The following is a 25,983-nucleotide window of genomic DNA, read 5'->3' as shown; positions in this document are numbered from 1 at the left end:
GATCGCGATCACTCTGATAACGTCATGTTGATTTTTTGTAGTCAAAGGCATCGCAAACCCTTTGCCGGGCAAGATTTAAATGCGCTCACCCGGAAGATAAGACCAGCTATTTTTCAGAATATGGGCTATATCACTACAACAGACGGCAAATAGCAGAACATATCGCCAAAACCCCATCACGCTGGGTGTATACCAGTCGAAAAAACTACCTTTAGTTATCGTATAAAATTTAACGCTAAATAACATTTGTAGAAACCGACAATTATACCGCCCAAGATATATGTAACAGATTATTACAAACGTATTGCCAGACGGGGCAGGATAGTGAACATTACCCGCCGTTTCTCCTCCCAATATAACTATAAGGCGGATGGGCTACGGCCAACACGCGATGAACACCCCCGTTAATATGGGATGTAAAAAAAGAGGTATATGTGTCGACTGCAAACAATAAACCAACAGATGAAAGCGTGAGTCTGAACGCTTTTAAACAACCGAAAGCGTTTTATCTCATCTTCTCTATCGAGTTATGGGAGCGTTTTGGTTACTACGGCCTGCAAGGGATCATGGCGGTTTACCTGGTAAAACAGCTGGGTATGTCCGAAGCCGATTCCATCACGCTGTTCTCCTCCTTCAGTGCCCTCGTCTACGGTCTGGTTGCTATCGGCGGCTGGCTGGGTGATAAAGTTCTGGGTACTAAGCGCGTCATTATGCTGGGCGCCATTGTTCTGGCGATTGGCTATGGACTGGTAGCATGGTCAGGGCATGATGCCGCTGTCGTGTATATGGGCATGGCTACGATCGCCGTGGGTAACGGTCTGTTCAAAGCGAACCCGTCTTCTCTGCTCTCTACCTGCTACAGCAAAGATGACCCGCGTCTGGACGGTGCATTTACCATGTACTACATGTCCATCAACATCGGTTCGTTCTTCTCGATGCTGGCAACCCCATGGCTCGCAGCGAAATTCGGCTGGAGCGTGGCGTTTGCACTGAGCTTCGTGGGTATGCTGATCACCGTGGTGAACTTCCTGTTCTGCCGCAGCTGGGTTAAAAACTACGGTTCAAAACCAGACTTCGAGCCTGTGCATATGGGCAAGCTGCTGGCTACCATCGTGGGCGTTGTGGTCCTGGCGGCGATCGCCACCTGGCTGCTGCACAACCAGGGTATCGCTCGTGCCGTTCTGGGCGTAGTTGCGCTGGGCATCGTGGTCATCTTCGCGAAAGAAGCATTCGCTATGCAGGGTGCTGCCCGTCGTAAGATGATTGTGGCCTTCATTCTGATGCTGGAAGCGATTATCTTCTTCGTGCTGTACAGCCAGATGCCAACCTCTCTGAACTTCTTCGCCATTCGTAACGTTGAGCACTCTATTCTGGGCATCGCGTTCGAACCGGAGCAGTATCAGGCACTGAACCCGTTCTGGATCATGGTTGGTAGCCCTATTCTGGCCGCGATCTATAACAAGATGGGCGACCGTCTGCCAATGCCGCACAAGTTTGCTATCGGTATGGTGCTGTGCTCCGGCGCGTTCCTGGTGCTGCCGCTGGGTACCAAATTTGCTACCGACGCCGGTATTGTATCCGTTAACTGGCTGATCCTGAGCTACGCGCTGCAGTCTATCGGCGAACTGATGATCTCCGGTCTGGGTCTGGCAATGGTTGCACAGCTGGTTCCGCAGCGTCTGATGGGCTTCATTATGGGTAGCTGGTTCCTGACCACTGCCGGTGCGGCGATCATCGCCGGTAAGATCGCGAACCTGATGGCTGTGCCAGAAAACGTGACCGATCCGCTGCTCTCCCTGAACGTCTACGGTACCGTGTTCATGCAGATTGGTATCGCTACGGCGGTTATCGCGGCGCTGATGCTGCTGACCGCGCCGAAACTGAATCGAATGACTCAGGACGACGACAAGGCGGCGGAAGCGAACAAAACCGCTACCGCGTGATATTTGAGAGAAACGACAGAACAGAAGCCGCTAAGAGATTAGCGGCTTTTTTTTTGTCCCTTCGCGCACTAACATAGCTGAAACCTCAGCAAAAAGGAGTTACCGATGAAACTGTTCTACAAACCGGGCGCGTGCTCTCTTGCTTCCCATATCACCCTGCGCGAGAGCGGCAAAGATTTCACGCTGGATGGCGTTGATCTGATGAAAAAGCGCCTGGAAAACGGGGATGACTTTTTTGCGATTAACCCAAAAGGGCAGGTTCCAGCCCTGCTGTTGGATGACGGAACTCTGCTGACCGAAGGCGTGGCGATTATGCAGTTCCTGGCGGACAACGTACCGGATCGCCAGCTCCTTGCCCCTACCGGCAGCGTCGCACGTTATAAAACGCTGGAGTGGTTGAACTATATCGCCACCGAGCTGCACAAAGGTTTTACCCCCCTCTTCCGCCCGGATACGCCGGAAGAGTACAAGCCGACCGTGCGAGCTCTGCTGGAGAAAAAGCTGCAGTATGTTAACGAATCGCTGAAAGACGATCAGTGGATTTGTGGTTCACGCTTCACCATTGCCGACGCGTACCTGTTTACCGTACTGCGCTGGGCGCGTGCGGTTAAGCTGAACCTGGAAGGGTTGGACCACATCGCATCGTATATGGCGCGCGTGGCGGAGCGTCCAGCGGTGGCCGCGGCGCTAAAAGCGGAAGGGTTGAATTAAGCGAGGCGACTGTGTTGCCGGGTGGCGCTGACGCTCACCCGGCCTACGAACTCTGGACGATTATAGCTGTGTGGCGCTGAAATAGTGCTCCGGCTTCGCGATACGATCCTGTGCCGCGACCACCTGCAGTTCATATTCCTGCATCTCTTTCGTCGCAATCATAATTTCGTACACCGCTGCCGTCACGTGCTCCAGCGCGTCTCTCACCGTTGCACCCTGCAACAGTTTCACCAGCAGTAGCCCGCTGGTCACATCACCCACGCCCACCGGCTGACGCGTGCCGAAATCCACCAGCGGACGGCTGATATGCCATGCGTCATCTTTCGTCACCAGCAGCATCTCAAAACGCTCCTGGGTCAGCCCTGCGCGGGCGAGATGTTTTACCAGCACAATCTCCGGCCCCTGGGCTATCAGCTCGCGAGACGCACGTACAGCCTCTTCTACACTGTTAACCGGATGCTCGCAAAGGATCTCCAGCTCAATCAGGTTGGGCGCAATGATATCGCTGGCGGGCAGCGCATGGCGAACGTGAAATTCCGCTACGCCAGGCGCCACAATGCAGCCTTTCTCCGGGTGTCCCATGACGGGGTCGCAGAAATATTTTGCCGCCGGGTTTGCCGCTTTCACCTGACGGACGATGCCGAGGATGTGTTCCCCCTGCTCCGCTGAGCCGAGGTAGCCGCTCAGAACGGCGTCGCAGCGCTTGAGCTGGTCGATATCCGCAATACCCTGCACAACCTCTGTGAGATGCGAAGGCGGCATCACGCAGCCGGTCCATTTGCCGTATTGCGTGTGGTTAGAGAACTGCACGGTATTGAGAGGCCAGACGTTGGCACCGAGGCGGCGCATCGGGAATTCCGCTGCGCTATTGCCAGCATGTCCAAACACAACGTGGGACTGAATGGCGAGGATGTTCTTCATCTTTTTCTTACCAAACCCTGAACAAACAAAAAGGGCGTGGTTTCCCACGCCCCTCGAGACTTTTACTTACTTCCAGCAGACCAGACAGTAGTTTTTCTTACCGCGGCGCAGCAGCGTGTAGCGGCCATACAGACGATCGCCGTCAACGAAGGTGTATTCCGGATCAGCCTGCTTTTCACCGTTGATGGTGATAGCGTTGGAGGCGATGGTTTTACGCGCCTGACCACGGGAAGGCTGGAGCTCAGAGTCCACCAGCGCCTGCATCAGGTCAGCCCCTTTTTCCATCTCAACCATCGGCACGCCGTCCTGCGCCAGCTGTTCGAAGTCCGCTTCGCTCAGATCGCTCAGCGTACCGTTGAACAGGCTTGCGGTGATGCGTTTTGCCGCGGCCAGGCCCTCTTCACCATGAACCAGTTTGGTCACTTCGTCCGCCAGCACGTACTGGGCACGCGGCGCTTTACCGCTGTTCTTATCTTCCTCTTCCAGAGCATTGATCTCTGCAATGTCCATGAAGGTGAAGAACTTCAGGAAGCGGTAAACATCGGCGTCCGCCGTGTTGATCCAGAACTGATAGAATTTGTACGGGCTGGTTTTCTTCGGATCGAGCCACACCGCGCCGCCTTCGGTTTTACCGAATTTGGTACCGTCTGCTTTGGTGATCAGTGGAACGGTCAGGCCGAAGACCTGGTTCTGATGCAGACGACGGGTCAGGTCGATACCGGAGGTGATGTTCCCCCACTGGTCAGAGCCGCCGATCTGCAGAGAGACGCCGTGCAGCTTGTTCAGGCAGGCAAAGTCATAGCCCTGCAGCAGGTTGTAGGAGAACTCGGTAAAGGAGATACCCTGATCGTCACGGTTCAGACGCTGCTTAACCGCTTCTTTGTTAATCATCTGGTTAACAGAGAAGTGCTTGCCGATGTCACGCAGGAAGGTCAGCACGTTCATGCCGCCAAACCAGTCGTAGTTGTTAGCAGCAATGGCAGAGTTATCGCCACAGTTGAAGTCGAGGAACGGTGCAACCTGTTTGCGGATCTTATCCACCCACTCCTGCACGGTATCTTCGGTGTTCAGCTTACGCTCCGCGGCTTTAAAGCTCGGGTCACCAATCAGACCGGTCGCGCCGCCCACCAGGGCAACAGGCTTATGGCCCGCCATCTGGAAGCGTTTCAGGCATAACAATGGAACAAGATGCCCCAAATGCAAGCTGTCAGCGGTGGGATCGAAGCCGCAATAGAGCGCGATCGGGCCTTGCGCCAGTCGCTCTGCTAACGCTTCCTCGTCCGTCACCTGGGCCACGAGGCCCCGCTCTTGCAATTGTTTAATCAAGTTACTGCTTGCCATCAAATTCTCCATGTATAAACGACTGCACCTTTGCCGGTACACGACTTTTCGCCTGATGCGAAAGGACCATAGAATAAAGCGCAAGCGCGGTGTGCGCTAGCGCTTAAATCAACAAATTTCGGGGATTACGGGGCCAGTCTGTCGATTTTCCAGCCGCCATTCTCGCGCTGGTATAAAAAGCGGTCATGCAGGCGATGCTCACCGCCCTGCCAGAATTCCATCTGCTCAATCGGAATGCGGAAGCCGCCCCAGAAGCTCGGCAGCGGAATTTCCCCCTGCTGGAACTTCTGTTTCAGCTCCAGGAATTTACTTTCCAGCACGCCGCGGGCAGAGATCCGGCTGGACTGTTTTGACACCCAGGCACCAATCTGGCTGTCGCGCGGGCGGCTGTGGAAATACTTCACCACCTCAAGGGTCGAGAGACGTTCCGCTTTACCGATGACCATCACCTGACGTTCAAGCATATGCCACGGGAACAGCAGGCTGATGCGCGGGTTGTTTTCTAAGTGGTGCGCCTTGCGGCTGCCCAGATTGGTATAGAACACCAGCCCTTTTTCGTCGTAATGCTTAAGCAAGACGATGCGCTGATACGGTTGGCCGTTTTCATCTACCGTCGCGACGACCATGGCCGTTGGGTCGGCCAGCTTTGCGTCGCAGGCCTGTTTCAGCCAGCGCTCAAAGAGCACGAGGGGTTCAGCGGGAAGATCCTGGCGACGCAGGCCGCCTTTGGTGTATTCACGGCGCAGATGCGCAATTTGCTGCAGTTCGTCGTTATCTGACATGGCGTTAGCTGATCTTGAGATTGGGTGGCGCTATTGTGCGCCGCCCCTGTAAAAATCTCAACGCTTCGGATTTTCAAGCTGGCAGTTGTTCAGCACAATGCGGTCGCGTTTGTAGACCGTGGCGCTGTCGCCTTTCGACCAGAAGACATAGATGCCGTCCGAATAACGCGCCCCGGAGGCCGAGATACCCTGTTTAAGGGTTAGCAGCTTGTTATCGTAAACGAAGCTGGCTTCCTGACGCGAGTTATTCAGCTTCACGGTCAGCGGTTTTTCATCGCAGCGATACTCCAGCGTATCGGTCTGCATGCGCTCAAGGAACTGATTGTAGACGCTGCATCCTGACAGCAATAAAGGCGCGGCAATAAGAAGAAGAAGTTTTTTCATGGGCGTATTCCGAAGACTTTCCTGGTCCTGGAGGGCATGGCTGCCCCCCTGTTTTATTCCATTCTAACGACGAGGCGCCGCGCTGAATTTCAGTTAACTCTGATTATGACGAGGATTTGCAGGGAAAATCGCCCCGAGGACGCTGGCCTCGCGCGCGCCGGTTACCGACGGCAAATTCCCTGGCAGCCCTGCGATAGTGCGCCAGGCAAGCCAGGCGAAAGCCAGCGCTTCCATATCATCCCCGCTGATGCCGGCCTCGTCCGTCGTCGTCACCTCGGTGCCCGGCAGCAGCCCGGCAAGACGCGCCATCACCAGCGGGTTTCGGCTTCCCCCGCCGCACACCAGCAGGCGTTCGCAGCCGCCGCTGAGCAGCACTTGCTCAGAGATCGACACGGCCGTTAATTCGGCAAGCGTCGCCTGGACATCCTGCGGGGCGAGTGCCGGGAACAGTGCAAGCTGGCGCTCGAGCCAGCCAAAGTTGAAGTATTCTCGTCCCGTGCTTTTCGGCGCCGGTAAGGCAAAATAAGGGTCGCTGAGCATGGACTGCAGCAGCGGGAGAACCACTTTACCCTCGCTCGCCCACTCGGCGTTTTTATCATAAGGTTGACCGCACTGTCGCCAGATCCAGGCATCCATTAACATATTTCCCGGGCCGGTATCGTAGCCGCGAACGGGCTGCCCCGGAATAAGCATCGAGAGGTTAGCAATCCCGCCTATGTTGAGCACCATGCGGCGTTCTGTAGGGTGCGCCAGCAAAGCCTGATGGAAGGCAGGCACCAGCGGCGCGCCCTGTCCGCCAAGCGCAATATCGCGACGACGGAAATCGCCGACCACCGTGACGCCCGTTTTTGCCACAATCTGGTTGTTATCGCCGATTTGCAACGTATGCGGCGCGTCGCCAGTGGGCTCATGCCAGACGGTTTGTCCGTGACACCCGATGGCGACCACATCCTGAGGACGAAGGTGTTCTTTTTGCATTAACGCCTGCACCGCATCCGCAAACAGCGCCCCCAGCCGAACATCAAGTTGACCAAGTTGGGAGAGGGTTAACTGCTGCCCCTGACAGATGCTCAGAATGTCCTCTTTCAGCGAAAGGGGGATTGGCCAGGTCAGGCTCGCCTGCTGTGCCACCATATGTTCGTCAATGGCGGCCAGAACGACATCTACCCCATCCAGACTGGTGCCCGACATCACACCAATGTAGCGACCCGATTTCATGCGCTTTCCTTACGTTGCGTGGGCTAAGGATATCCACTCAACCATAAACAGCGCTCCTTTGCCATCCGACGATAATATTTTTTAACAATCTCTTGCCGGTATGACGAGTGGCTCCTGTTTATGTCTCGTTAAGTCAAATTCAAGTACAATTTTCTTATTGTTAGTGCAAAGATATGAACTATGGCTCTTTATGCCATATAATTTAGCCATAACGGATGCCTCCAGATGGGCGTTTTTGGTGAACAGGAGATTCAAATGATTGTACGTGTACTGGGCGTTTCGCTGATTGGTTTAACCCTGGCCGGCTGTGTGAACGACAGCTCGCTGTCTGGCGACGTTTACAGCGCTTCTGAAGCAAAACAGGTTCAGAGCGTGACTTACGGTACCGTTGTTAACGCCCGTCCTGTACAAATTCAGGGTGGTGATGAAAACAACGTGATGGGCGCAATCGGCGGTGCTGTACTGGGTGGTTTCCTGGGTAATACCGTTGGCGGCGGCACGGGCCGTTCTCTGGCAACCGCAGCGGGCGCTGTTGCGGGTGGTGTCGCGGGTCAGGGCGTTCAAGGCGCGATGAACAAAACCCAGGGCGTAGAGCTGGAAATTCGTAAAGACGACGGCAGCACCATTATGGTTGTTCAGAAGCAGGGCAATACCCGCTTCTCTGCGGGTCAACGCGTCGTGCTGGCGAGCAACGGCAGCCAGGTTACCGTTTCTCCGCGTTAATTAAAAATGGATGTGGTCATCAGGCCACATCCATTTACAATATATATCACCCTCACAAATATATTTATAAAATACATTCACCCCACACATTATTAAACGCACCATATATTGTTTCTGCGCAAAGTATTTAGCGTGCTAATTGATTAAACTCTTCGCAATCATCTCTTCATAATTATTTTAATTTGTAAAATTTTATATGCTTGCGAATAGTCGTTCTGTAAAAGGTCGTTATATCTCGTTCTGTTTCGGTTGCTTTGTTGTCATCGAAATATTACAGGTTTTATTTTCAAAACTGGTTGACTGGGTACCATCCTTTTCGCCTCTTTTGTTCCCCACACTCACCATTTTTTTACTCGTGTTTCACCTGTTTATTGCCTGCTTTATGGCAATGAAATACTGGTGTGATAAGCGGCGGCTCTATCTGATTGCCATCTCATTTGCCTTTGCCGGTTCGGCCTTGCTGATGGTCGGAACATTGACCAGCTTTCCGGCGTGGCTGGATCTCTATCAGTTCAACGTTGTAAACTACAACGATGCGATGATCTACTATATGTTCCGCCACCTCTTAATGGCGGTGCTGATGATGGTTTCGGCATTACTTTATCCCACGCGCAATCTGTCCCTTTCACGGTTGGCGCATATTATCATCGTTAGCAGTTCATTTCTTTTTACCGCATGTATGGTGATTCTGGCCTGGATGTATTCCAGCCATTCCCCGTTTTTATCCCTCGATCTGGTTGATAATGAAACGCGGCAATTTATGGTTCTCTGGAGCCACAGCATTAATATTTCATTAATCGTTCTCTGGGTCGTGACACTAGCCACGCTGATGCTTATTACGCGCGTGCGTAATATGTTCTGGGTAGGCGGTAATTTTCTGTGTGTCTGCTATGTCGTCACGCTCTCTATGCTGTTGGTAGGCGGACATGCAGAAGATATATCCTGGTATCGCGCCCGATTATTTGAAACCGTCGCGACGCTGATTATTATTTTTGTGCTGCTCTATGATGTCTTCAGGTTGTATCGTGACTCCCATTTGAAGTATCAGCAGTCGTATCAAAATTCGATTCGCGATCCGCTCACGCGCCTTTATAACCGCAGCTATTTTTATGAATCGTTAAACCAGGCGCTGGGCATCGCCAAACCCAGCCGCCCGGTTTCGGTTATCGTCAGCGATCTCGATCGTTTCAAGCGTATCAACGACAACTACGGTCACCTGCAGGGAGATAAAGTCCTGCAGTTTGTCGCCAATCTGCTGATGGACTCCGTACGTCCGCAGGATATCGCAGCGCGAATCGGCGGCGAAGAGTTTGTCCTGATGCTTGCAAACACCTCCGCAGAAGACGCATATCTGGTGGCGGAGCGCATTCGGTTGAAGCTAAGCGGTTTTGATAAAATTAGCAGCGAGGGTCAGTTACCAGAGCCGATTACCATCAGCATGGGGGTGTTTACGGCAACCTCTTCGTCGGTAAGCGCAGAAGCGTGCGTGGAAAGTGCCGATAAGGCGATGTATGAAGCGAAAGAGACGGGCCGTAACCGCGTTGTTGTCTTTAAGTAAAAACAAGGCCTTGCAGATGCAAGGCCGTGTTGTCTGGTCAGTCGCGAGACTGTAGCTCGTGGATGTTTTGCTCAAGGCGCGCAATGAGGCTGATGAGCATTTCCAGCTCCGTCGGTGAAACCCCTGAAAGGATTTCACCGCGCGTTTTGGTGATCACCGCTTCCATTTCAGTGATAATAGGCGCCGCTTTCTCCGTCAGCTTAATGCGCTTGGCGCGACGATCGCTGGCGCAGGTTTGCCGGGATATCAGTCCCTTCTCTTCCAGTTGGTCAAGCGTGCGCACCAGCGACGGTTGCTCAATGCCTATCGCTTTAGCCAGTTGAATTTGCGACTGGTCGGGCGGCAGCTGATGAATGTTGTGCAACGTGACCCAATGCGTCTGCGTCAGTTCCAGAGGTTTCAGGCGATGGTCAATCAGAGCACGCCAGACGCGTACCAACCTTGCCAGATCAGAACCTAATGGCGATTCCAATTTCATCTCCTTATAATTAGCTTGCTAAGTTATTATACTGATTTTAGAATAGTGTGCAGCATTTGTATTGGCAAAACAAATGCAATACTGCATTCATCGGACTCAAAAGTATGACTTACACTGAATTATGATGCTTCTTCATACTCAGACAAGCCAACGCGGCATTCTGTTCACTGCAAAGGATTTCTGCCTGTGATCTTTTTTCATCGCTCAGAAGGTTTACCCCTTCAGGACCTGATCTTCGGTGCGTCAGTCTACTTTCCTCCCCTGTTTAAAGCCGTGCTGGTGGGCTTTGTTCTCTGGCTCATCGCGCATCGCCTGCTTCGCGACTGGATGTACTCCGGCGAAATCTGGCACCCCATGCTGATGGATCTCTCCCTGTTTGCCCTCTCCGTATGCCTGGGCCTTGCTGTTCTGATCGTGTGGTGAATATGCCTCTGAAAACGCTGAAGTACTTTTCCACCCTGTTCGTTCTTGTCCTCGCCCTGGCTGCTGGATGGTGGTTGTGGAATTATTATATGCAGTCCTCCTGGACCCGTGATGGCAAAGTTCGCGCTGAGCAGGTCAGCATCACCCCCCAGGTCTCGGGAAGTATCACAACGCTGCTGGTTAAGGATAACCAGTATGTTAAAAAGGGAGAGGTGTTATTCCGCATCGACGACACCCCGTATCACATTGCGATTCTGAACGCCCAGGCGCAGCTGGCTAAAGCCCAGTCTGACCTTGCAAAGGCCAATAATGAGGCCAATCGCCGCCGTCACCTGTCGAAAAACTACATCTCCGCGGAAGATTTAGATACTGCCAATATCAACGTCAAGGCCATGCAGGCGAGCGTCAACGTGGCTGAGGCCACGCTTAAGCAGGCGCAGTGGGAATTAACCCAAACCGTGGTCACCGCCCCCGTCGACGGATGGGTGACCAACCTCTCCACCCGGGTGGGAAATTATGCCACCGCCGGTCAGCCGGTTTTTGCTCTCGTCGACAGCCACTCGTTCTACGTCGTGGGCTATTTCGAAGAGACCAAGCTTCGTCATATCCGTGAAGGCGCACCCGCCGCCATAACGCTGTATAGTGGCCCGCAAAAGTTACAGGGTCACGTTTCCAGCATTGGCCGCGCCATTTATGATCAAAGCGTTGAAACGGATTCCGGGCTGGTGCCGGACATCAAGCCGAACGTACCGTGGGTGCGCCTGGCTCAACGCGTGCCTGTGCGCGTGGAGTTTGACCGTTTACCGGAGGACATCACGCTGGTTTCCGGCACCACCTGCACTGTCTCTATCGGAACCCGTTAATGAAGCTGCAGGCGCTCTCCTGGCAAAACACGCCGTGGATGAAAGCGACGCGCCCCCAGTGGCGCTACGCGCTGCGTAACGGCATTGCCATGTGCCTGGCGCTGACTGTTGCCTATTATCTGAACCTGGATGAACCCTACTGGGCGATGACCTCCGCGGCGGTGGTAAGCTTCCCCACCGTTGGCGGGGTGATCAGCAAAAGCCTTGGCCGTATCGCAGGTAGCCTGCTGGGCGCCACCGCGGCGTTAATTATCGCGGGCCACACGCTGAACGATCCGTGGCTGTTCCTGCTGAGCATGGCGGCATGGCTGGGTTGCTGTACCTGGGCCTGCGCCCATTTCACCAATAACGTGGCCTATGCTTTCCAGCTGGCGGGCTATACCGCCGCCATTATCGCCTTCCCGGTCGTCAACGTGCTCGACACCACCGAGCTATGGGATATCGCACAGGCGCGCGTCTGCGAAGTCATTGTCGGGATCCTCTGCGGCGGATTTATGATGATGATCCTGCCCAGCACCTCTGACGGCACTGCGCTTATCACTGCGCTGAAAACCATGCATACCCGGCTGCTGGAACATGCGAGCCTGCTGTGGCAACCGGATACCAGCGATGACATCCGCCTCGCGCATGAAAAGGTTATCGGGCAGATCCTGACCATGAATCTGTTGCGTATTCAGGCGTTCTGGAGCCATTACCGTTTTCGCCGTCAGAACACGCTGCTTAACTATTTATTGCACCAGCAGTTGCGCATGACCAGCGCTATCTCCAGCCTGCGCCGAATGCTGCTCAACTGGCCGACACCGCCAGAAAACACCCGCGCGGTAATCGAAACCCTGCTCGCGGCGCTCGCGCGACCGGATGCGGACATCTATACCGTCGCGAAGATCATCGCCCCGCTCGCCCCGGTGGATGAGTTTGATTATCGCCATCGCGCCTTCTGGCAGCGGCTGAATTACTTTTGTCGGCTATACCTGCGCAGCAGCCGCTGGATTAAGGCGGTAGAGAATGCTACCCCGGTCACGGAGTTCGCCGTTCCCGGCAGCCCGGCTCTCGCACGTCACACCGATTATCTGGAAGCGCTGTGGAGCGGTTTTCGCACCTTCAGCGCACTGATGCTGGTGGGGGCGTGGAGCATTACCACGCAGTGGGAGTCAGGCTCGGCGGCGTTAACGCTTGCCGCTATCAGCTGCGTGCTTTACTCCGTCGCGGCCTCGCCGTTTAACTCGCTTACGCTGCTGCTGCGAACGCTTGTTTTGCTATCACTGTTCAGTTTTGTGGTGAAGTTTGGCCTGATGGTACAGATAAGCGATCTCTGGCAGTTTCTGCTGTTCCTGTTTCCGCTGTTAACTACGATGCAGCTCCTTAAGCTGCAAATGCCGAAACTGGCGGGTCTGTGGGGGCAGCTGATTGTCTTTATGGGCTCGTTTATCTCCGTGACGAATCCGCCGGTTTATGATTACGCCGCTTTTCTGAATGACAACCTGGCAAAGATTCTTGGCGTCGGGCTGGCGTGGCTGGCCTTCGCGGTGTTGCGTCCCGGCTCTGACGCACGCAAAAGCCGTCGACATATCCGTGAATTGCGCAGAGGGTTTGTCGACCAGCTCAGCCGCAAGCCGCATCTGCAAGAAAGCGAGTATGAATCGCTGGTTTATCACCACGTCAGCCAGTTAAATAACAGCCAGGACGCGCTGTCCCGACGCTGGCTGCTGCGCTGGGGGGTGGTGCTGTTGAACTGCTCGCACGTGGTCTGGCAGCTTCGCGCATGGGAAACGCGCTCCGATCCGCTGTCGCAGGTACGTGATGTGTGTATCTCTCTGCTACGCGATGTGATGAGCGAGCGCGGCGTTCAGCAGCGGCCTCTGGAGGCCACGCTTGCTGAACTGCAGCGGATCTGCGACACACTTGCCCGGCATCATCTTCCCGCAGCGCGCGATTTGGCCTCGATAATCTGGCGCCTGCACTGCTCGCTGTCGCAGCTGGAACAGGCGCCCCCGCCGGGAACGATTGGGGTTCAGATTACGCCGCAGGCATAGCGCGCCCCGCCGCCGCCAAGCGGTTTAGGCTGATCGGACATGTTATCGCCGCCCACATGGATCATCAGCGCTTTGCCTTTAACCTCATCCAGCTTTTTCAGCCGCGGGGCCACGACCGGATCCGTGGCTTTACCGTCATTGTTTACCACCAGCATCGGCAAGTCGCCCAGGTGTCCCATACCTTCAGGCCCTTCATGTTTACCTGAATTCTGCGGGTCGAGGTGGCCCCCTGCTGCTTCCGCTGCCGACGGTTTGCCCTCTTTCATGGCTGGCTGACAGCTCCCTTTGGCATGAACATGGAAGCCGTGTTCGCCCGGCGGGAGTGCTTTAAGATCGGGTGCGAATTCCAGCCCTTTATCGGTCTCGGTGATTTTCACCGTCCCGATGGACTGCCCCACACCCTGTGAGGTGACGAGATTCATTTCTACTTCGTCGCTGGCTGCCTGCGCCCCTGCGCAAACAACCAGCGTGACCAATGCCAGAGTAAAACGCTTCATATGACCTCCGCTGGTTATTTTTTGCCCCTTAAGTGTATACCAGGGGCACAGATTTCACCGGAAAGTCACCTTCTTGCGGTCTAAGGCACGTCGTAACCCAGCGCGGCCTTGCGGATGCGGAACCACTGCTGGCGAGTCATCTGCAGCTCTTCGGCGGCCAGCGCGGAACGGACGCGTTCAATTTTGCCGGAGCCAATAATCGGCAGCGGTTTTGACGGCAGACGCAGGATCCAGGCGTAAACCACCTGCTCTATGCTCTGGGCGTTCAGCTCGCGGGCGATGGTTTCCAGCTCATTGCGCAGCGGCTGGAACGCATCATCATTAAACAGGCGTCCACCGCCGAGGCACGACCAGGCCATCGGGCGAATGCGCAGCTGCTGCAGCTGGTCGAGCGTGCCATCCAGCAGCAGCGGCTGATGCACCGGGGAGATCTCAACCTGGTTAGTGGCGAGCGTAAACGGCAGACGAGACTGAAGCAGCGCAAACTGGGCCGGGGTAAAGTTGGAGACGCCGAAGTGACGCACCTTCCCACTCTGATGCAGACTCAGGAAGGCTTCCGCCACCTCGTCGGCATCCATGAGCGGGTCCGGACGGTGAATCAGCAGCAGGTCGATACGATCGGTTGCCAGATTGACCAGCGACTGCTCGGCGCTCTTGATGATATGGGCGCTGTCGGTGATGTAGTGGCCGAGGGCATGCTCCGGTTTGGCCGTGGTGGCAATACCGCATTTGGTAACGATCTCCATGCGCTCCCGGAGTGCCGGAACCAGCTTGAGCGCCTCGCCAAAGGCGGCTTCACACTGATAGCCACCGTAAATATCCGCATGATCGACGGTTGTTACCCCTAAATCGATATGCTCTTCAATAAAGCTTGCCAGCTGGAGGGGGGACATATTCCAGTCCATCAGGCGCCAGTAGCCCATCACAAAACGGGAGAATTCTGGCCCCTGGGGGGCAAGGGTAATACGCTGAACCATAACATTTTCCTCAAGGACGTGATGTCATGAGTATACGCAATTACCGCATTAAAACAGTGAAGGTTGCTGGGGTTCTTCGGTCTCAGAGGCTTTGTTTGCGCGGATTTTGCGCAGAAGTCGCTGTCTGCAGAGGCGCAGCACATCCTGCTTTTGCGTGTCGCTGAAGTTTTGCCAGTTGAAACGCTCGTCACGGGTACGCATGCACCCGCGGCAATAACCGCGTTCATCTGACTGACAAATCCCCCGGCACGGGCTCTGGATGGGGAAAAACTCCAGTTGCTCTGCCACACTCACCTCCGGTTAACCTTTCTCACCTACAGTGAAGACGCTAAAAGCGCCGCGTGCAAGGGCTTTACCACAGTTTTGTGGCATTAAGGTTTCACTAATCTTCCCTCTTTATACTCGCCACATCATGACAATGACAGGTTTTACGATCGATGTGGTTAAGTAAAAAGTTACAATGTAACGACATAAAATTTACTCTGGGCTGTGCACTCTTTTTTACTCTGCTTAACGGGCTGTTTATCCAGCGCAGCTGGGCCATTATTGCCCCTGCGCATCTGCACGATATTCTCTTCGCCGCATCCGTACCGGTGGTGCTGTTTTGTGGCTGGGTCATTGTATTTAGCCTGCTCAATATCCCGTATATCCGTAAGCCGCTGATGATCGTCTTAACTGTCGGGTGCGCTGCGGCAACTTACTTTATGTTTACCTACGGCGCGGTCATCGATCAGAACATGATTGTGAACGTGTTCGAAACTAACTCCCAGGAAGCCACCGCGCTGGTGACCCCGCAGATGATTCTGTGGATTGTCATAGCCGGTCTTGTTCCATCCCTGGTGCTGGCGCTGACCCGTATTCGTACCGGCAAATGGTGGTACGCCCTGCTGACGCGTGTTGCCGCGATGCTCGGTGCCCTGCTGGTGATTATTCTTATCGCCGCGGTGTTTTATAAAGATTACGCGTCGCTGTTCCGCAATAACAAAAGCATCGTCAAAATGGTCACTCCGGCGAACTATGTCAGCGCCGTGGTGAAATACAGCAAGATGCGCTGGTTTGCCGGCGATCAAACGCTGGTGCGGATTGGCGAAGATGCGCACAAGGGCGCGCTGATTACGGGTCAGCAGAAGAAAACCGTTCTGGTGCTGGTCATCGGCGAAGCGTCGCGCGCGGCGAACTACTCCCTCAATGGCTACGGGCGTGAAACCAACCCCGAGCTGAAAAAGCAGGATGTGATTAACTTCCCGCAGGCCTCATCGTGCGGCACTGAAACCGCCGTATCCGTTCCGTGCATGTTCTCCGGTATGACGCGCAGCAAATACGATGCTGACCTGGCGCACCATCAGGAAGGGCTGCTCGACGTGCTCAACCATGCGGGTATCAACCTCCTGTGGCGCGACAACGACGGTGGCTGTAAAGGTGCCTGCGATCGTATTCCCCATACCGACATGACGCAGTGGAAGCTGGATCAGTTCTGCAAAGACCAGTCCTGTATTGATGACGTGAATTTCTACCGCCTGGACAACGTGCTGGACGGTCTGAAGCAGGACACGGTGCTGGTTATCCACCTGATGGGCAGCCACGGACCGGCGTACTATCGCCGTTACCCGGATAATTTCCGTAAATTCACCCCCACCTGTGACACCAACGAAATTCAGGATTGCGACCATCAGGCGCTGATGAACACCTATGACAATACGATCCTGTATACCGACAGCATGGTCAGCAAAACCATTGATGCGCTGAAAGCCCGTCAGGCGAACATGAACACCGCGCTGATTTACCTCTCGGATCACGGGGAATCGCTCGGTGAAAGCGGTATTTATCTGCACGGCACGCCGTACATGCTGGCGCCGGAGCAGCAGACGCACATTCCATTTATGTTCTGGCTGTCCCCGGACTATGCGAAAAACTTTGGCATCAACGCGCAGTGTTTACGCGACCACGCAGCAAAAAATGCGGTTTCGCAGGACAATTTATTCTCGACGGTGCTGGGCATGATGGACGTTAAATCAAGCGTTTATCAGCAACAGTTGGACATTCTGAATGCGTGTCACCGGTAACAGCGCTTGCATTAGACCGAACGGTCTATTAGAGTGAATCCATGAGCAGAAATACTGAACACGACACGCGCGAACATCTCCTGGCGACCGGCGAGCGGCTGTGCATGCACCGCGGCTTCACCGGTATGGGGTTGAGCGAGCTATTAAAAACCGCTGAGGTACCGAAAGGGTCGTTCTATCACTACTTTCGGTCCAAAGAGGCCTTTGGCGTGGCGATGCTGGAGCGGCACTATGCTGCTTACCACCAGCGCCTCGCGACCCACTTCGCCACGGGGGAAGGTAACTATCGGGATCGTGTTCTGAACTACTACCAGGAAACGCTGAACCAGTTCTGTCAGCAGGGCATTATCAGCGGATGCCTGACGGTTAAACTCTCTGCCGAAGTGTGCGATCTCTCAGAAGATATGCGCACAGCAATGGATAAAGGCGCCAGCGGCGTTATCGCCCTGCTGGCGCAGGCGCTGGCGAAGGGGCGCGAAGAAAATACGCTCGCCTTCCCCGGGGATCCCTTAACGCAGGCTCAGGTGCTCTACTCCCTCTGGTTAGGCGCCAACCTGCAGGCTAAAATTTCTCGCAGTGCCGTGCCGCTCGAAAGCGCGCTGGCACATGTGAAAAATACGATTACTGCGCCTGGCGCTTAGCAGGCGTTTTTATTTACGTTATTACTAGTCGACTGGTCTACTCAGGAGTCGTTATGTCAGCTGAAAAATTATTTACCCCCTTAAAAGTGGGTGCCGTCACCGCGCCAAACCGCGTGTTTATGGCTCCGCTTACCCGTCTGCGCAGCATTGAGCCGGGTGATATCCCAACCCCACTGATGGGTGAATACTATCGTCAGCGCGCCAGCTCTGGCCTGATCATCACTGAAGCCACGCAGATTTCTGCTCAGGCCAAGGGATATGCGGGTGCGCCGGGGCTGCACAGCCCGGAGCAGATCGCCGCATGGCAGAAAATCACCGCGGGCGTTCACGCTGAAGACGGTCGCATTGCGGTCCAGCTGTGGCATACCGGTCGTATCTCCCACAGCAGCATTCAGCCTGGCGGTCAGGCGCCGGTTTCAGCGTCTGCCCTGAACGCGAACACCCGCACCTCCCTGCGCGATGAAAACGGCAACGCGATCCGCGTCGACACCTCTACGCCACGCGCGCTGGAGCTGGATGAGATCCCGGGTATCGTGAACGATTTCCGTCAGGCCGTTGCCAACGCCCGTGAAGCCGGTTTTGACCTGGTTGAGCTGCACTCCGCGCACGGTTACCTGCTGCACCAGTTCCTGTCACCGTCGTCTAACCATCGTACCGACCAGTACGGCGGCAGCGTCGAAAACCGCGCCCGCCTGGTGCTGGAAGTGGTTGACGCCGTTTGTCAGGAGTGGAGCCCGGACCGTATCGGTATCCGCGTCTCCCCAATCGGTACGTTCCAGAACGTCGACAACGGTCCGAATGAAGAAGCGGACGCGCTGTATCTGATTGAAGAGCTGGCGAAACGCGGCATTGCCTATCTGCACATGTCCGAGCCGGACTGGGCCGGCGGTAAGCCTTATACGGAAGCCTTCCGTCAGAAAGTGCGCGAGCGCTTCCACGGGGTGATCATCGGTGCGGGCGCTTATACCCCTGAGAAAGCCGAGGATCTGATTAATAAAGGGCTGATCGACGCCGTGGCGTTTGGCCGCGACTATATTGCCAACCCGGATCTGGTTGCTCGACTGCAGCAGAAAGCGGCCCTGAACCCGCAGCGTCCTGAGAGCTTCTACGGCGGCGGCGCGGAAGGCTACACCGACTACCCTTCACTGTAATCTCGCCATTGTTCATTGATAGCGGCGATACTTCGCCGCTATACTAAAACATCGTTTCTGTTCAAAAAAATAGTCTATTCCATTGGTTAATGAGGAAATTATGCGCCTACTTCACACCATGCTGCGCGTTGGCGATCTGCAACGTTCTATCGATTTCTACACTAACGTCCTGGGCATGAAGCTGCTGCGCACCAGCGAAAACCCGGAATACAAATACTCGCTGGCGTTCGTGGGTTACGGCCCGGAAACGGATGAAGCGGTCATTGAACTGACCTACAACTGGGGCGTAGACAGCTATGAACTGGGCACCGCCTACGGCCATATCGCGCTGGAAGTGGACAACGCGGCCGAGGCGTGTGAACGCATTCGCAGCAACGGCGGTAACGTCACGCGCGAAGCCGGCCCGGTAAAAGGCGGCACCACCGTTATTGCCTTTGTAGAAGATCCGGACGGTTACAAGATCGAGCTGATTGAAGCCAAAGACGCGGGTCGCGGTCTGGGCAACTGATCCCTCAGGGCGCAACATGCGCCCGTAGTTTTACTGCATCACCCTGCAAAATTTGCCATAATGCGCACTGCTTTTTCCCCTTGTAAGAGACCCTGATGTCCGATAACGCTCAATTTAGCGGTCTGTGCGACCGTTTTCGTGGTTTTTATCCCGTTGTCATTGATGTAGAAACAGCCGGATTTAACGCTAAAACCGATGCGCTGCTCGAAATTGCCGCCATCACGCTGAAGATGGATGAACAGGGCTGGCTTACACCGGACACCACGCTGCATTTCCACATTGAACCTTTCGAAGGGGCAAACTTACAGCCGGAGGCGCTGGCGTTTAACGGTATCGATCCGCATAACCCGCTGCGTGGTGCAGTCAGTGAATATGATGCGCTGCACGCCATTTTTAAAATGGTGCGTAAAGGCATGAAAGAGAGCAACTGCAGCCGCGCCATCATGGTAGCCCATAACGCCACCTTCGATCACAGCTTTACCATGGCCGCTGCCGAACGCGCATCGCTCAAACGCAACCCTTTCCACCCGTTCGTGACCTTCGACACCGCCGCGCTAAGCGGCCTGGCGCTGGGACAAACGGTTTTATCCAAAGCCTGCATTACGGCGGGTATACCGTTTGACGGTACCCAGGCGCACTCCGCCTTATACGATACGGAGCGCACCGCAGAGCTGTTCTGTGAGATCGTCAACCGCTGGAAGCGTCTGGGCGGCTGGCCGCTGCCGATGGGCGACAGTGAAGAATAAAAAAAAGCGACCTCTTCAGGTCGCTTTTTTATTAACGCAGAAAATTATTCAGCGTCCGGCTCTTCCGTTTTGTACTTCGCCGCCGTCTCTTTGATCAGCTGCTGCAGTTCGCCGCGCTGATACATCTCAATCAGGATATCGCAGCCGCCCACCAATTCGCCGTCTACCCACAGCTGCGGGAAGGTCGGCCAGTTAGCGTATTTTGGCAGCTCAGCGCGGATGTCCGGGTTCTGCAGGATATCAACGTAAGCAAAACGCTCACCACAGGCTGAAAGCGCCTGAACCGCTTGCGCGGAGAAGCCGCAGCTTGGCAGCTTCGGAGAACCTTTCATATACAGCAGAATCGGGTTTTCAGCGATCTGGCGCTGGATTTTTTCAATAGTGGTGCTCATGTCTTGCTTCCTTTAACTTCTGTTACGGCAGTAGTCTGACATTGTAGCGGGTCAGGCTGGCATCGGAAAATAACATTTTCGTCACGTTTATATATTTTACCCCGACTCCACAAAAGTTGCATTGCAAATGGTGTTTACCCCTTCGCCCGTCAGGGTTTTGCTTAGGGAGTGAACAATTGTGCGTCAGAACGATGAATTTTTTTGCACTTGCTAACGAAACACGTTTTTAGATTGAAAAATGCTATTAACTTCTCGGGTTTTTATGGATTAGAATCGACGGGCTTTGTAAATCACACGCGGGTATTATTGATGACCTGCATATATCAGGGGACTGCCCAGTGGCGCGGATAACTAAAATCTCGATCACGCTCTGTGCTTTACTGTTTACATCACTCACGTTAACGCCAGCGGCAAACGCCTCTCAGCAGGCGCGGCAATCTGCTGTACAAAAAAGCCATCTGGTGAAAGCCACAGAACGTAAGAAAAAAACCAGCAGCAAGAACGACAAGAAAAAAACCACCGCTCAGACTAAACAAACCGCTTCCAGCAAGACGAAAACAAAATCTTCCCGCACTACCCGCACCGCCAAAAATAAAGCTTCGCAGACCGCCGCTAACCTCGTTACAGAAAAATGCATTACCCGTAAAGGCCATAAAGCAAAATGCACGAAGGTAACAAAGCTGGCGGATGTGCATAAAGTGCGTGTGCAAAAAGCGCAAAAAACCGCGATGAATAAACTGATGGGGCAGATTGGCAAGCCTTATCGTTGGGGCGGCAGTTCGCCGCGTACCGGTTTCGACTGCAGCGGCCTCGTCTATTACGCCTACAAAGATCTGGTTAAATTCCGTATTCCACGTACCGCCAATGAGATGTATCACCTGCGCGATGCGTCACCGGTTAACCGGGGTGAGCTGGAAAACGGCGACCTGGTCTTCTTCCGCACGCAGGGTCGCGGTACGGCTGACCACGTGGGCGTCTACGTCGGCAACGGGAAATTCATCCAGTCTCCGCGCAGCGGTCAGGACATTCAGATCACCTCGCTCAGCGAAGATTACTGGGTACGTCATTACGTCGGCGCGCGTCGCGTCATGACGCCAAAAACCATTCGTTAATCCCTGCCCTGCCGCATCTGCGGCAGGGTAAGTTCCTCTTTTGCATACCCTTTCAATTTGCTATCCTGTCCTTGTTGTCTGTAGGGTTATTGGCAACACAAAATACAATAAGGAGAGAAGCAATGTCGTTCGAATTACCTGCACTACCGTATGCAAAAGACGCCCTGGCACCGCACATTTCAGCGGAAACCCTGGAATACCACTACGGCAAGCATCATCAGACGTACGTCACTAACCTGAACAACCTCATCAAGGGCACCGATTTTGAAGGCAAAACGCTGGAAGAGATCGTTCGCAGCTCAGAGGGTGGCGTTTTTAACAACGCGGCTCAGGTGTGGAACCACACTTTCTACTGGCACTGCCTGGCGCCGAATGCCGGTGGCGAACCTGCCGGTGAACTGGCAGCCGCCATCAACGCCGCCTTTGGCAGCTTTGCTGAGTTTAAAGCGAAGTTTACCGATGCCGCCATCAAGAACTTCGGTTCTGGCTGGACGTGGCTGGTAAAAGAGGCGGATGGCAAACTGGCTATCGTGTCCACGTCTAACGCGGGCACCCCGCTGACCACCAGCGCTACGCCGCTGATGACCGTGGACGTGTGGGAACATGCTTACTACATTGATTACCGCAACGCGCGCCCGAACTACCTGGAGCACTTCTGGGCTCTGGTTAACTGGGACTTTGTCGCGAAGAACTTCGCCGCGTAAGAGACACGCAGAAGGGGTAACCCTTCTGCGTTTTTGCTTATTCAGCCGTGCAAACCGCTTCAGGCTGTTTACGGCCGGACATCATCACCAGCAGCAGGCCGAGCGCGGCAATAATCGCCCCCATCACCGGCACAAAACTGTACCCCAGACCGCCTGAAATCACGGCGCCTCCGGCTGCGGCGCCCAGCGCATTGCCGAGGTTGAACGCCCCGATATTCACGGAAGACGAAAGACCCGGCGCCTCATGGGCGACACGCATCACGCGCATCTGCAGCGGTGGCACCACGGCAAAGGTGGCAGCGCCCCAGACAACCATCGCAATCGCCGCGCCGAATTCATTCTGCGCCAGCCACGGGATCGCGACCATAATGACAATCAGCAGGGTTAAAAAGCCCTTCAGCGTGCCGCTCACGGAACGGTCAGCAAATTTCCCGCCGAGATAGTTGCCAATCGAGAAGCCGACGCCAATCAGCACCAGCATCGCGGTAACAAAGAGTGGCGTTGCGTGGGTAATGTCGTGTAAGACCGGCGAAATATAGGTGTAGAGGGTAAACATCGCTCCTGCCCCCAGCACGGTGGTCAGCAGCGCGGAGAGTACCTGCGGGCGCATCAGCACCGACAGCTCTCTGCGTACATCAGGGCGTTCACCCGCACTGCCTTTTGGCAGGGAGAAGAACAACGCCACCATCGCGACCACGCCCAGTCCGGCCGTCGCCAGGAAGGACATCCGCCAGCCAATGACCTCGCCCAGCCAGGTTGCCGCGGGAACACCGCCGATGTTAGCGATAGTCAGCCCCATAAACATGGTGGCCACGGCGCTGGCCTGCTTGTGTTTTGGCACCACGCTTGCGGCCACGACCGAGCCCAGACCAAAGAACGCGCCGTGGTTAAGGCTGGTCAGAATGCGCGACAGCATCAGAGTGGTGTAATCCGGCGAAATGGCCGAAAGCACGTTGCCCAGGGTGAAAATCGCCATCAGGAAAATCAGCGCATTGCGGCGCGCACGGTGCGAAAGCAGAAGCGTCATCAGCGGCGCTCCTACCATCACGCCGATGGCGTAGGCGCTGATTAACATCCCGGCGGCCGGGATCGAGACGTCCACGCCCCGGGCGATAACGGGCAGTAACCCCATCGGGGAGAATTCAGTGGTGCCAATCCCAAAAGCGCCAATCGCCAGGGCCAGCAGGGGAAAATTGATTTTCATGCGTCAACTCCGGATGCCGTGTCATGTGGTGACACAGAACAAAGAAGCGGAAAGCATGACATCAATCACAAAAAATGAGAAGTTAACAAAATGGCAAAAGATTTTTGCCAGAGAAGTAACAATCGGAGCGTTCGGGAGGGAGAAGGCTCTCCCCCCGCGTAAATCAATGCAGCGCAGCCGTCAGGCCAGCCGCCACAATCAGCGCCAGCACAATAACGGTGGTGAACAGCGAAAACTTCAGATCGGAACTCATCAATTTTTCTCCTTTTAATCCCCCCACGAAAAGTGAGCTTGCTCATTTTTGCACAGTTTACGTCAAAAATCTTCCTGGATTTAAGCTGATAAACACTTTACCTCTTCCCCTTTTCATCAAGATAGGCCAAAATTCCACGCTAAATTTATTAGCGTACCGGCCATTGACCCCCTCCTGACGTCCCGTGTCGTTTTCCCGGCGTGCCGCAATTCAAAATTGCGTGATAAGGGTGAGAGAAGGCAAACGTTTACCTTCAAGTTTTTCAGGAGTTTAGGATATGGTCTGGAGTGACATTTAATGGCAACAATTAAAGACGTAGCAAAACGCGCAAACGTTTCCACTACAACCGTATCACATGTAATTAACAAAACCCGTTTTGTGGCGGAAGAGACGCGCAACGCCGTCTGGGCAGCGATCAAAGAGCTGCACTACTCGCCGAGCGCGGTTGCGCGCAGCCTCAAGGTTAATCACACCAAGTCAATTGGTCTGCTGGCGACCAGCAGCGAAGCGGCCTATTTTGCCGAGATCATTGAAGCGGTTGAAAAAAACTGCTTCCAGAAAGGCTATACCCTGATTCTCGGCAACGCCTGGAACAGCATTGAAAAACAGCGCGCCTACCTGTCGATGATGGCGCAAAAGCGCGTGGACGGCCTGCTGGTGATGTGTTCAGAGTACCCGGAATCCGTGCTGTCGATGCTGGAAGAGTATCGCCATATCCCTATGGTGGTGATGGACTGGGGCGAAGCGCGCGCCGACTTCACCGACTCCGTTATCGATAACGCCTTTGAAGGCGGTTACATGGCGGGCCGTTATCTGATCGAACGCGGCCACCGCGAGATTGGCGTGATCCCGGGTCCGCTGGAACGCAACACCGGCGCGGGCCGCCTGGCCGGTTTTATGAAAGCGATGGAAGAAGCGCTAATCACCGTGCCGGAAAACTGGATCGTGCAGGGCGACTTTGAGCCGGAATCAGGCTACCGCGCGATGCAGCAGATCGTCTCCCAGCCTCACCGTCCAACCGCCGTCTTCTGCGGGGGCGATATCATGGCGATGGGCGCCCTCTGTGCGGCCGACGAGCTGGGTCTGCGCGTACCGCAGGACATCTCCGTGATCGGGTATGACAACGTGCGCAACGCGCGCTTCTTCACGCCAGCGTTAACCACCATTCACCAGCCGAAAGATTCACTGGGTGAAACCGCCTTCAATATGCTGCTGGACAGGATCGTCAACAAGCGTGAAGAGTCGCAGTCCATTGAAGTTCACCCTCGCCTCATCGAACGCCGTTCCGTTGCGGATGGCCCGTTCCGCGACTACCGTCGTTAATCTCATTGCGGAGCCAGTCAGTCTGGCTCCCGCAGCCACTCCCGGTTAAGCGTTTCGCTGTCCCCCAGATAGTCCAGCAGCCAGGCCATCGCCGGCGAGACATCATTTTGTTGCCAGGTGAGGCAGCAGGCCGCATCCGGGAACGGATTCTCCAGCGTTAGCTCAACCCACTCAGCGGTGTCGATTCGCGGACGTGCAAAATGGGCGGGCACCATGCCTACGCAGAGCCCGGCACTGAGGCACGTCGCCGACGATCCCCAGTCAGGGGCGACAACCCGCCGCTGGTTGTCCAGCAGCCAGGTAATTCGCTTCGGCAGCGAGCGGGAGGTATCTTCCAGCACCAGCGACGGCCAACTGCGCAGCGTATCGTCGCTCAGCGGCCCTTCCGTCGCCGCCAGGGGATGATCGCTTGCCACCACGCATTTCCAGCTCAGCATCCCCATATCGCGAAAGGCGTAACGTCCCCCGACCGGGATCGCCTGGGTTGCGCCAATCGCCATCTCTACCCTGCCGTCCGCCAGCGCATCCCAGACGCCGTTGAACACCTCCTGCGAGACCCGCAGTTCTACGTCAGAGAAATGCCGATAAAAATCGACAATCATCTGCCGGGTGCGCTCGGGCTTAACGATGTTATCCACCGCAATGGAAAGGTGGCCCCGCCAGCCGTTCGCGATCTGCTGGCACTGCTCGCGGGTGATCTGCATTTTTTTGATAACAGAACGCCCTTCCTTTAAAAACCACGCCCCTGCGGGCGTTAATTCCACATCACGATGCCGCCGTTCAAACAGCGGTACCGCCAGCCACTCCTCAAGCTGTCGCACCGTATAGCTGATGGCCGAAGGGACGCGGTGCAACTCCTGCGCCGCTCCGCTAAAGCTGCCGTTACGCGCGACAGCATCGACCACTTCAAGAGAATAATCTGACCACATTTTCTGCCTGCAAAAAATTTGAATGCACCCGCCAAATATTAGCGTTTCACAAGCCGCTTTGCACTCCCTACACTCTGCGCCAAAGTACACCTGCCTCCTCAGGAG

The 25,983-nt window shown here is 55.0% G+C and carries 28 protein-coding genes; 15 read left to right on the top strand and 13 right to left on the bottom strand.

Features of this window, described 5'->3' with window-relative positions:
* Window positions 1-434: 434 nt before the first annotated feature.
* Complete coding sequence (gene dtpA / locus IM314_RS00425) at window positions 435-1,943, top strand: dipeptide/tripeptide permease DtpA (protein WP_045630187.1); 1,509 nt, start codon at window positions 435-437, stop codon at window positions 1,941-1,943.
* A 105-nt stretch (window positions 1,944-2,048) separates the two neighbouring features.
* Entirely contained in the window at window positions 2,049-2,654 is a 606-nt protein-coding gene (gene gstA, locus IM314_RS00420) for a glutathione transferase GstA (RefSeq protein WP_028012912.1), read from the top strand.
* Between the two features lie 60 nt (window positions 2,655-2,714).
* On the opposite strand, the gene pdxY is transcribed toward gstA, so the two are convergent.
* From pdxY to anmK, 5 genes are all read right to left on the bottom strand, one after another.
* Window positions 2,715-3,575 (bottom strand): pyridoxal kinase PdxY, encoded by an 861-nt coding sequence (gene pdxY, locus IM314_RS00415; protein ID WP_193358332.1) that lies wholly within the window; start codon window positions 3,573-3,575, stop codon window positions 2,715-2,717.
* 66 nt (window positions 3,576-3,641) lie between these two features.
* Entirely contained in the window at window positions 3,642-4,916 is a 1,275-nt protein-coding gene (gene tyrS / locus IM314_RS00410) for a tyrosine--tRNA ligase (RefSeq protein WP_028012910.1), read from the bottom strand.
* A 125-nt stretch (window positions 4,917-5,041) separates the two neighbouring features.
* Window positions 5,042-5,698 carry a pyridoxamine 5'-phosphate oxidase gene (gene pdxH, locus IM314_RS00405; RefSeq protein WP_047365377.1) on the bottom strand — a complete coding sequence of 219 codons (657 nt, stop codon included), beginning with the start codon at window positions 5,696-5,698 and terminating at the stop codon, window positions 5,042-5,044.
* A 57-nt stretch (window positions 5,699-5,755) separates the two neighbouring features.
* Complete coding sequence (gene mliC, locus IM314_RS00400; protein ID WP_193358333.1) at window positions 5,756-6,082, bottom strand: C-type lysozyme inhibitor; 327 nt, start codon at window positions 6,080-6,082, stop codon at window positions 5,756-5,758.
* 93 nt (window positions 6,083-6,175) lie between these two features.
* On the bottom strand, window positions 6,176-7,300 hold the full coding sequence (gene anmK, locus IM314_RS00395) for an anhydro-N-acetylmuramic acid kinase (protein WP_028012907.1): 1,125 nt from the start codon (window positions 7,298-7,300) through the stop codon (window positions 6,176-6,178).
* Window positions 7,301-7,555: 255 nt separating this feature from the next.
* Between anmK and slyB the strand changes: the two genes are divergently transcribed.
* A complete protein-coding gene (slyB, locus tag IM314_RS00390; RefSeq protein WP_028012906.1) occupies window positions 7,556-8,023 on the top strand; it encodes an outer membrane lipoprotein SlyB in 468 nt (155 codons plus the stop codon).
* A gap of 196 nt (window positions 8,024-8,219) precedes the next feature.
* Window positions 8,220-9,581: a GGDEF domain-containing protein gene (locus tag IM314_RS00385; protein ID WP_041910331.1), complete on the top strand. Its 1,362-nt coding sequence runs from the start codon at window positions 8,220-8,222 to the stop codon at window positions 9,579-9,581.
* Window positions 9,582-9,618: 37 nt separating this feature from the next.
* Here the strand turns inward: IM314_RS00385 and slyA are convergent, their stop codons facing one another.
* Entirely contained in the window at window positions 9,619-10,059 is a 441-nt protein-coding gene (gene slyA, locus IM314_RS00380; RefSeq protein ID WP_028012904.1) for a transcriptional regulator SlyA, read from the bottom strand.
* Window positions 10,060-10,245: 186 nt separating this feature from the next.
* Between slyA and IM314_RS00375 the strand changes: the two genes are divergently transcribed.
* From IM314_RS00375 to IM314_RS00365, 3 genes are read left to right on the top strand one after another with little or no spacing between them, the layout of a single operon-like run.
* Complete coding sequence (locus IM314_RS00375) at window positions 10,246-10,482, top strand: DUF1656 domain-containing protein (RefSeq protein ID WP_028012903.1); 237 nt, start codon at window positions 10,246-10,248, stop codon at window positions 10,480-10,482.
* Window positions 10,483-10,484: 2 nt separating this feature from the next.
* Window positions 10,485-11,345, top strand: a complete 861-nt coding sequence (locus tag IM314_RS00370) for an HlyD family secretion protein (protein WP_193358334.1) — start codon at window positions 10,485-10,487, stop codon at window positions 11,343-11,345.
* Entirely contained in the window at window positions 11,345-13,378 is a 2,034-nt protein-coding gene (locus IM314_RS00365) for an FUSC family protein (protein WP_193358335.1), read from the top strand. The genes IM314_RS00370 and IM314_RS00365 overlap by 1 nt, the downstream gene beginning before the upstream one ends.
* Here the strand turns inward: IM314_RS00365 and sodC are convergent.
* From sodC to IM314_RS00350, 3 genes are all read right to left on the bottom strand, one after another.
* Complete coding sequence (gene sodC, locus IM314_RS00360; protein ID WP_193358336.1) at window positions 13,357-13,875, bottom strand: superoxide dismutase [Cu-Zn] SodC; 519 nt, start codon at window positions 13,873-13,875, stop codon at window positions 13,357-13,359. The two genes, IM314_RS00365 and sodC, sit on opposite strands and share 22 nt — an antisense overlap.
* Before the next feature lie 80 nt (window positions 13,876-13,955).
* The gene (locus tag IM314_RS00355) at window positions 13,956-14,852 is read right to left on the bottom strand and encodes an aldo/keto reductase family oxidoreductase (RefSeq protein WP_028012899.1); all 897 of its coding nucleotides are present in this window, start codon (window positions 14,850-14,852) and stop codon (window positions 13,956-13,958) included.
* 48 nt (window positions 14,853-14,900) lie between these two features.
* Complete coding sequence (locus tag IM314_RS00350; RefSeq protein WP_028012898.1) at window positions 14,901-15,140, bottom strand: DUF1289 domain-containing protein; 240 nt, start codon at window positions 15,138-15,140, stop codon at window positions 14,901-14,903.
* A gap of 149 nt (window positions 15,141-15,289) precedes the next feature.
* On the opposite strand from IM314_RS00350, the gene eptA reads away from it, so the two are divergent.
* The 5 genes from eptA to rnt all read left to right on the top strand — a co-directional run bounded on the left by eptA (window position 15,290) and on the right by rnt (window position 19,961).
* Window positions 15,290-16,915, top strand: a complete 1,626-nt coding sequence (gene eptA, locus IM314_RS00345; RefSeq protein WP_193358337.1) for a phosphoethanolamine transferase EptA — start codon at window positions 15,290-15,292, stop codon at window positions 16,913-16,915.
* A gap of 41 nt (window positions 16,916-16,956) precedes the next feature.
* The gene (locus tag IM314_RS00340; protein WP_041910343.1) at window positions 16,957-17,556 is read left to right on the top strand and encodes a TetR/AcrR family transcriptional regulator; all 600 of its coding nucleotides are present in this window, start codon (window positions 16,957-16,959) and stop codon (window positions 17,554-17,556) included.
* Between the two features lie 53 nt (window positions 17,557-17,609).
* Window positions 17,610-18,707 (top strand): alkene reductase, encoded by a 1,098-nt coding sequence (locus IM314_RS00335; protein WP_028012895.1) that lies wholly within the window; start codon window positions 17,610-17,612, stop codon window positions 18,705-18,707.
* 100 nt (window positions 18,708-18,807) lie between these two features.
* Window positions 18,808-19,215, top strand: a complete 408-nt coding sequence (gene gloA, locus IM314_RS00330; RefSeq protein ID WP_013096923.1) for a lactoylglutathione lyase — start codon at window positions 18,808-18,810, stop codon at window positions 19,213-19,215.
* Window positions 19,216-19,310: 95 nt separating this feature from the next.
* A complete protein-coding gene (rnt, locus tag IM314_RS00325; RefSeq protein ID WP_028012894.1) occupies window positions 19,311-19,961 on the top strand; it encodes a ribonuclease T in 651 nt (216 codons plus the stop codon).
* Between the two features lie 44 nt (window positions 19,962-20,005).
* Here rnt and grxD read toward each other — a convergent pair whose 3' ends face one another.
* Entirely contained in the window at window positions 20,006-20,353 is a 348-nt protein-coding gene (gene grxD / locus IM314_RS00320) for a monothiol glutaredoxin 4 (protein ID WP_003832760.1), read from the bottom strand.
* Between the two features lie 338 nt (window positions 20,354-20,691).
* Between grxD and IM314_RS00315 the strand changes: the two genes are divergently transcribed.
* Both IM314_RS00315 and sodB read left to right on the top strand, forming a co-directional pair.
* Window positions 20,692-21,465, top strand: a complete 774-nt coding sequence (locus IM314_RS00315) for a C40 family peptidase (RefSeq protein WP_028012893.1) — start codon at window positions 20,692-20,694, stop codon at window positions 21,463-21,465.
* A gap of 122 nt (window positions 21,466-21,587) precedes the next feature.
* Entirely contained in the window at window positions 21,588-22,169 is a 582-nt protein-coding gene (gene sodB / locus IM314_RS00310; RefSeq protein ID WP_028012892.1) for a superoxide dismutase [Fe], read from the top strand.
* Window positions 22,170-22,206: 37 nt separating this feature from the next.
* Here the strand turns inward: sodB and IM314_RS00305 are convergent, their stop codons facing one another.
* Both IM314_RS00305 and IM314_RS00300 read right to left on the bottom strand, forming a co-directional pair.
* Complete coding sequence (locus IM314_RS00305; protein ID WP_028012891.1) at window positions 22,207-23,373, bottom strand: MFS transporter; 1,167 nt, start codon at window positions 23,371-23,373, stop codon at window positions 22,207-22,209.
* 163 nt (window positions 23,374-23,536) lie between these two features.
* Window positions 23,537-23,626 carry a YnhF family membrane protein gene (locus IM314_RS00300; protein WP_020688313.1) on the bottom strand — a complete coding sequence of 30 codons (90 nt, stop codon included), beginning with the start codon at window positions 23,624-23,626 and terminating at the stop codon, window positions 23,537-23,539.
* Window positions 23,627-23,923: 297 nt separating this feature from the next.
* Here IM314_RS00300 and purR point away from each other — a divergent pair, with 297 nt between their 5' ends.
* Window positions 23,924-24,949, top strand: a complete 1,026-nt coding sequence (gene purR / locus IM314_RS00295; protein ID WP_008500597.1) for an HTH-type transcriptional repressor PurR — start codon at window positions 23,924-23,926, stop codon at window positions 24,947-24,949.
* 17 nt (window positions 24,950-24,966) lie between these two features.
* On the opposite strand, the gene punR is transcribed toward purR, so the two are convergent.
* Window positions 24,967-25,878 carry a DNA-binding transcriptional activator PunR gene (gene punR, locus IM314_RS00290; RefSeq protein WP_193358338.1) on the bottom strand — a complete coding sequence of 304 codons (912 nt, stop codon included), beginning with the start codon at window positions 25,876-25,878 and terminating at the stop codon, window positions 24,967-24,969.
* Between the last annotated feature and the right edge of the window lie 105 nt (window positions 25,879-25,983).

This window comes from Enterobacter cloacae complex sp. P42RS, from assembly GCF_014930595.1.
Classification (GTDB): Bacteria; Pseudomonadota; Gammaproteobacteria; order Enterobacterales; family Enterobacteriaceae; genus Enterobacter; species Enterobacter bugandensis.
Note: the sequence above shows the minus strand (reverse complement) of the source record. Positions and strands in the feature narration are given on the sequence as shown.

What these genes read in the sequence shown, in the direction of transcription:
- pdxY (WP_193358332.1), bottom strand. Translation starts at nt 3,575, where the DNA reads ATGAAGAACATCCTCGCCATTCAGTCCCACGTTGTGTTTGGACATGCT.
- eptA (WP_193358337.1), top strand. Translation starts at nt 15,290, where the DNA reads ATGTGGTTAAGTAAAAAGTTACAATGTAACGACATAAAATTTACTCTG.
- IM314_RS00340 (WP_041910343.1), top strand. Translation starts at nt 16,957, where the DNA reads ATGAGCAGAAATACTGAACACGACACGCGCGAACATCTCCTGGCGACC.
- tyrS (WP_028012910.1), bottom strand. Translation starts at nt 4,916, where the DNA reads ATGGCAAGCAGTAACTTGATTAAACAATTGCAAGAGCGGGGCCTCGTG.
- sodC (WP_193358336.1), bottom strand. Translation starts at nt 13,875, where the DNA reads ATGAAGCGTTTTACTCTGGCATTGGTCACGCTGGTTGTTTGCGCAGGG.
- punR (WP_193358338.1), bottom strand. Translation starts at nt 25,878, where the DNA reads ATGTGGTCAGATTATTCTCTTGAAGTGGTCGATGCTGTCGCGCGTAAC.
- anmK (WP_028012907.1), bottom strand. Translation starts at nt 7,300, where the DNA reads ATGAAATCGGGTCGCTACATTGGTGTGATGTCGGGCACCAGTCTGGAT.
- grxD (WP_003832760.1), bottom strand. Translation starts at nt 20,353, where the DNA reads ATGAGCACCACTATTGAAAAAATCCAGCGCCAGATCGCTGAAAACCCG.
- IM314_RS00305 (WP_028012891.1), bottom strand. Translation starts at nt 23,373, where the DNA reads ATGAAAATCAATTTTCCCCTGCTGGCCCTGGCGATTGGCGCTTTTGGG.
- mliC (WP_193358333.1), bottom strand. Translation starts at nt 6,082, where the DNA reads ATGAAAAAACTTCTTCTTCTTATTGCCGCGCCTTTATTGCTGTCAGGA.
- IM314_RS00300 (WP_020688313.1), bottom strand. Translation starts at nt 23,626, where the DNA reads ATGAGTTCCGATCTGAAGTTTTCGCTGTTCACCACCGTTATTGTGCTG.
- sodB (WP_028012892.1), top strand. Translation starts at nt 21,588, where the DNA reads ATGTCGTTCGAATTACCTGCACTACCGTATGCAAAAGACGCCCTGGCA.
- slyB (WP_028012906.1), top strand. Translation starts at nt 7,556, where the DNA reads ATGATTGTACGTGTACTGGGCGTTTCGCTGATTGGTTTAACCCTGGCC.
- purR (WP_008500597.1), top strand. Translation starts at nt 23,924, where the DNA reads ATGGCAACAATTAAAGACGTAGCAAAACGCGCAAACGTTTCCACTACA.
- rnt (WP_028012894.1), top strand. Translation starts at nt 19,311, where the DNA reads ATGTCCGATAACGCTCAATTTAGCGGTCTGTGCGACCGTTTTCGTGGT.
- IM314_RS00385 (WP_041910331.1), top strand. Translation starts at nt 8,220, where the DNA reads ATGCTTGCGAATAGTCGTTCTGTAAAAGGTCGTTATATCTCGTTCTGT.
- gloA (WP_013096923.1), top strand. Translation starts at nt 18,808, where the DNA reads ATGCGCCTACTTCACACCATGCTGCGCGTTGGCGATCTGCAACGTTCT.
- IM314_RS00365 (WP_193358335.1), top strand. Translation starts at nt 11,345, where the DNA reads ATGAAGCTGCAGGCGCTCTCCTGGCAAAACACGCCGTGGATGAAAGCG.
- pdxH (WP_047365377.1), bottom strand. Translation starts at nt 5,698, where the DNA reads ATGTCAGATAACGACGAACTGCAGCAAATTGCGCATCTGCGCCGTGAA.
- IM314_RS00370 (WP_193358334.1), top strand. Translation starts at nt 10,485, where the DNA reads ATGCCTCTGAAAACGCTGAAGTACTTTTCCACCCTGTTCGTTCTTGTC.
- IM314_RS00335 (WP_028012895.1), top strand. Translation starts at nt 17,610, where the DNA reads ATGTCAGCTGAAAAATTATTTACCCCCTTAAAAGTGGGTGCCGTCACC.
- IM314_RS00355 (WP_028012899.1), bottom strand. Translation starts at nt 14,852, where the DNA reads ATGGTTCAGCGTATTACCCTTGCCCCCCAGGGGCCAGAATTCTCCCGT.
- slyA (WP_028012904.1), bottom strand. Translation starts at nt 10,059, where the DNA reads ATGAAATTGGAATCGCCATTAGGTTCTGATCTGGCAAGGTTGGTACGC.
- gstA (WP_028012912.1), top strand. Translation starts at nt 2,049, where the DNA reads ATGAAACTGTTCTACAAACCGGGCGCGTGCTCTCTTGCTTCCCATATC.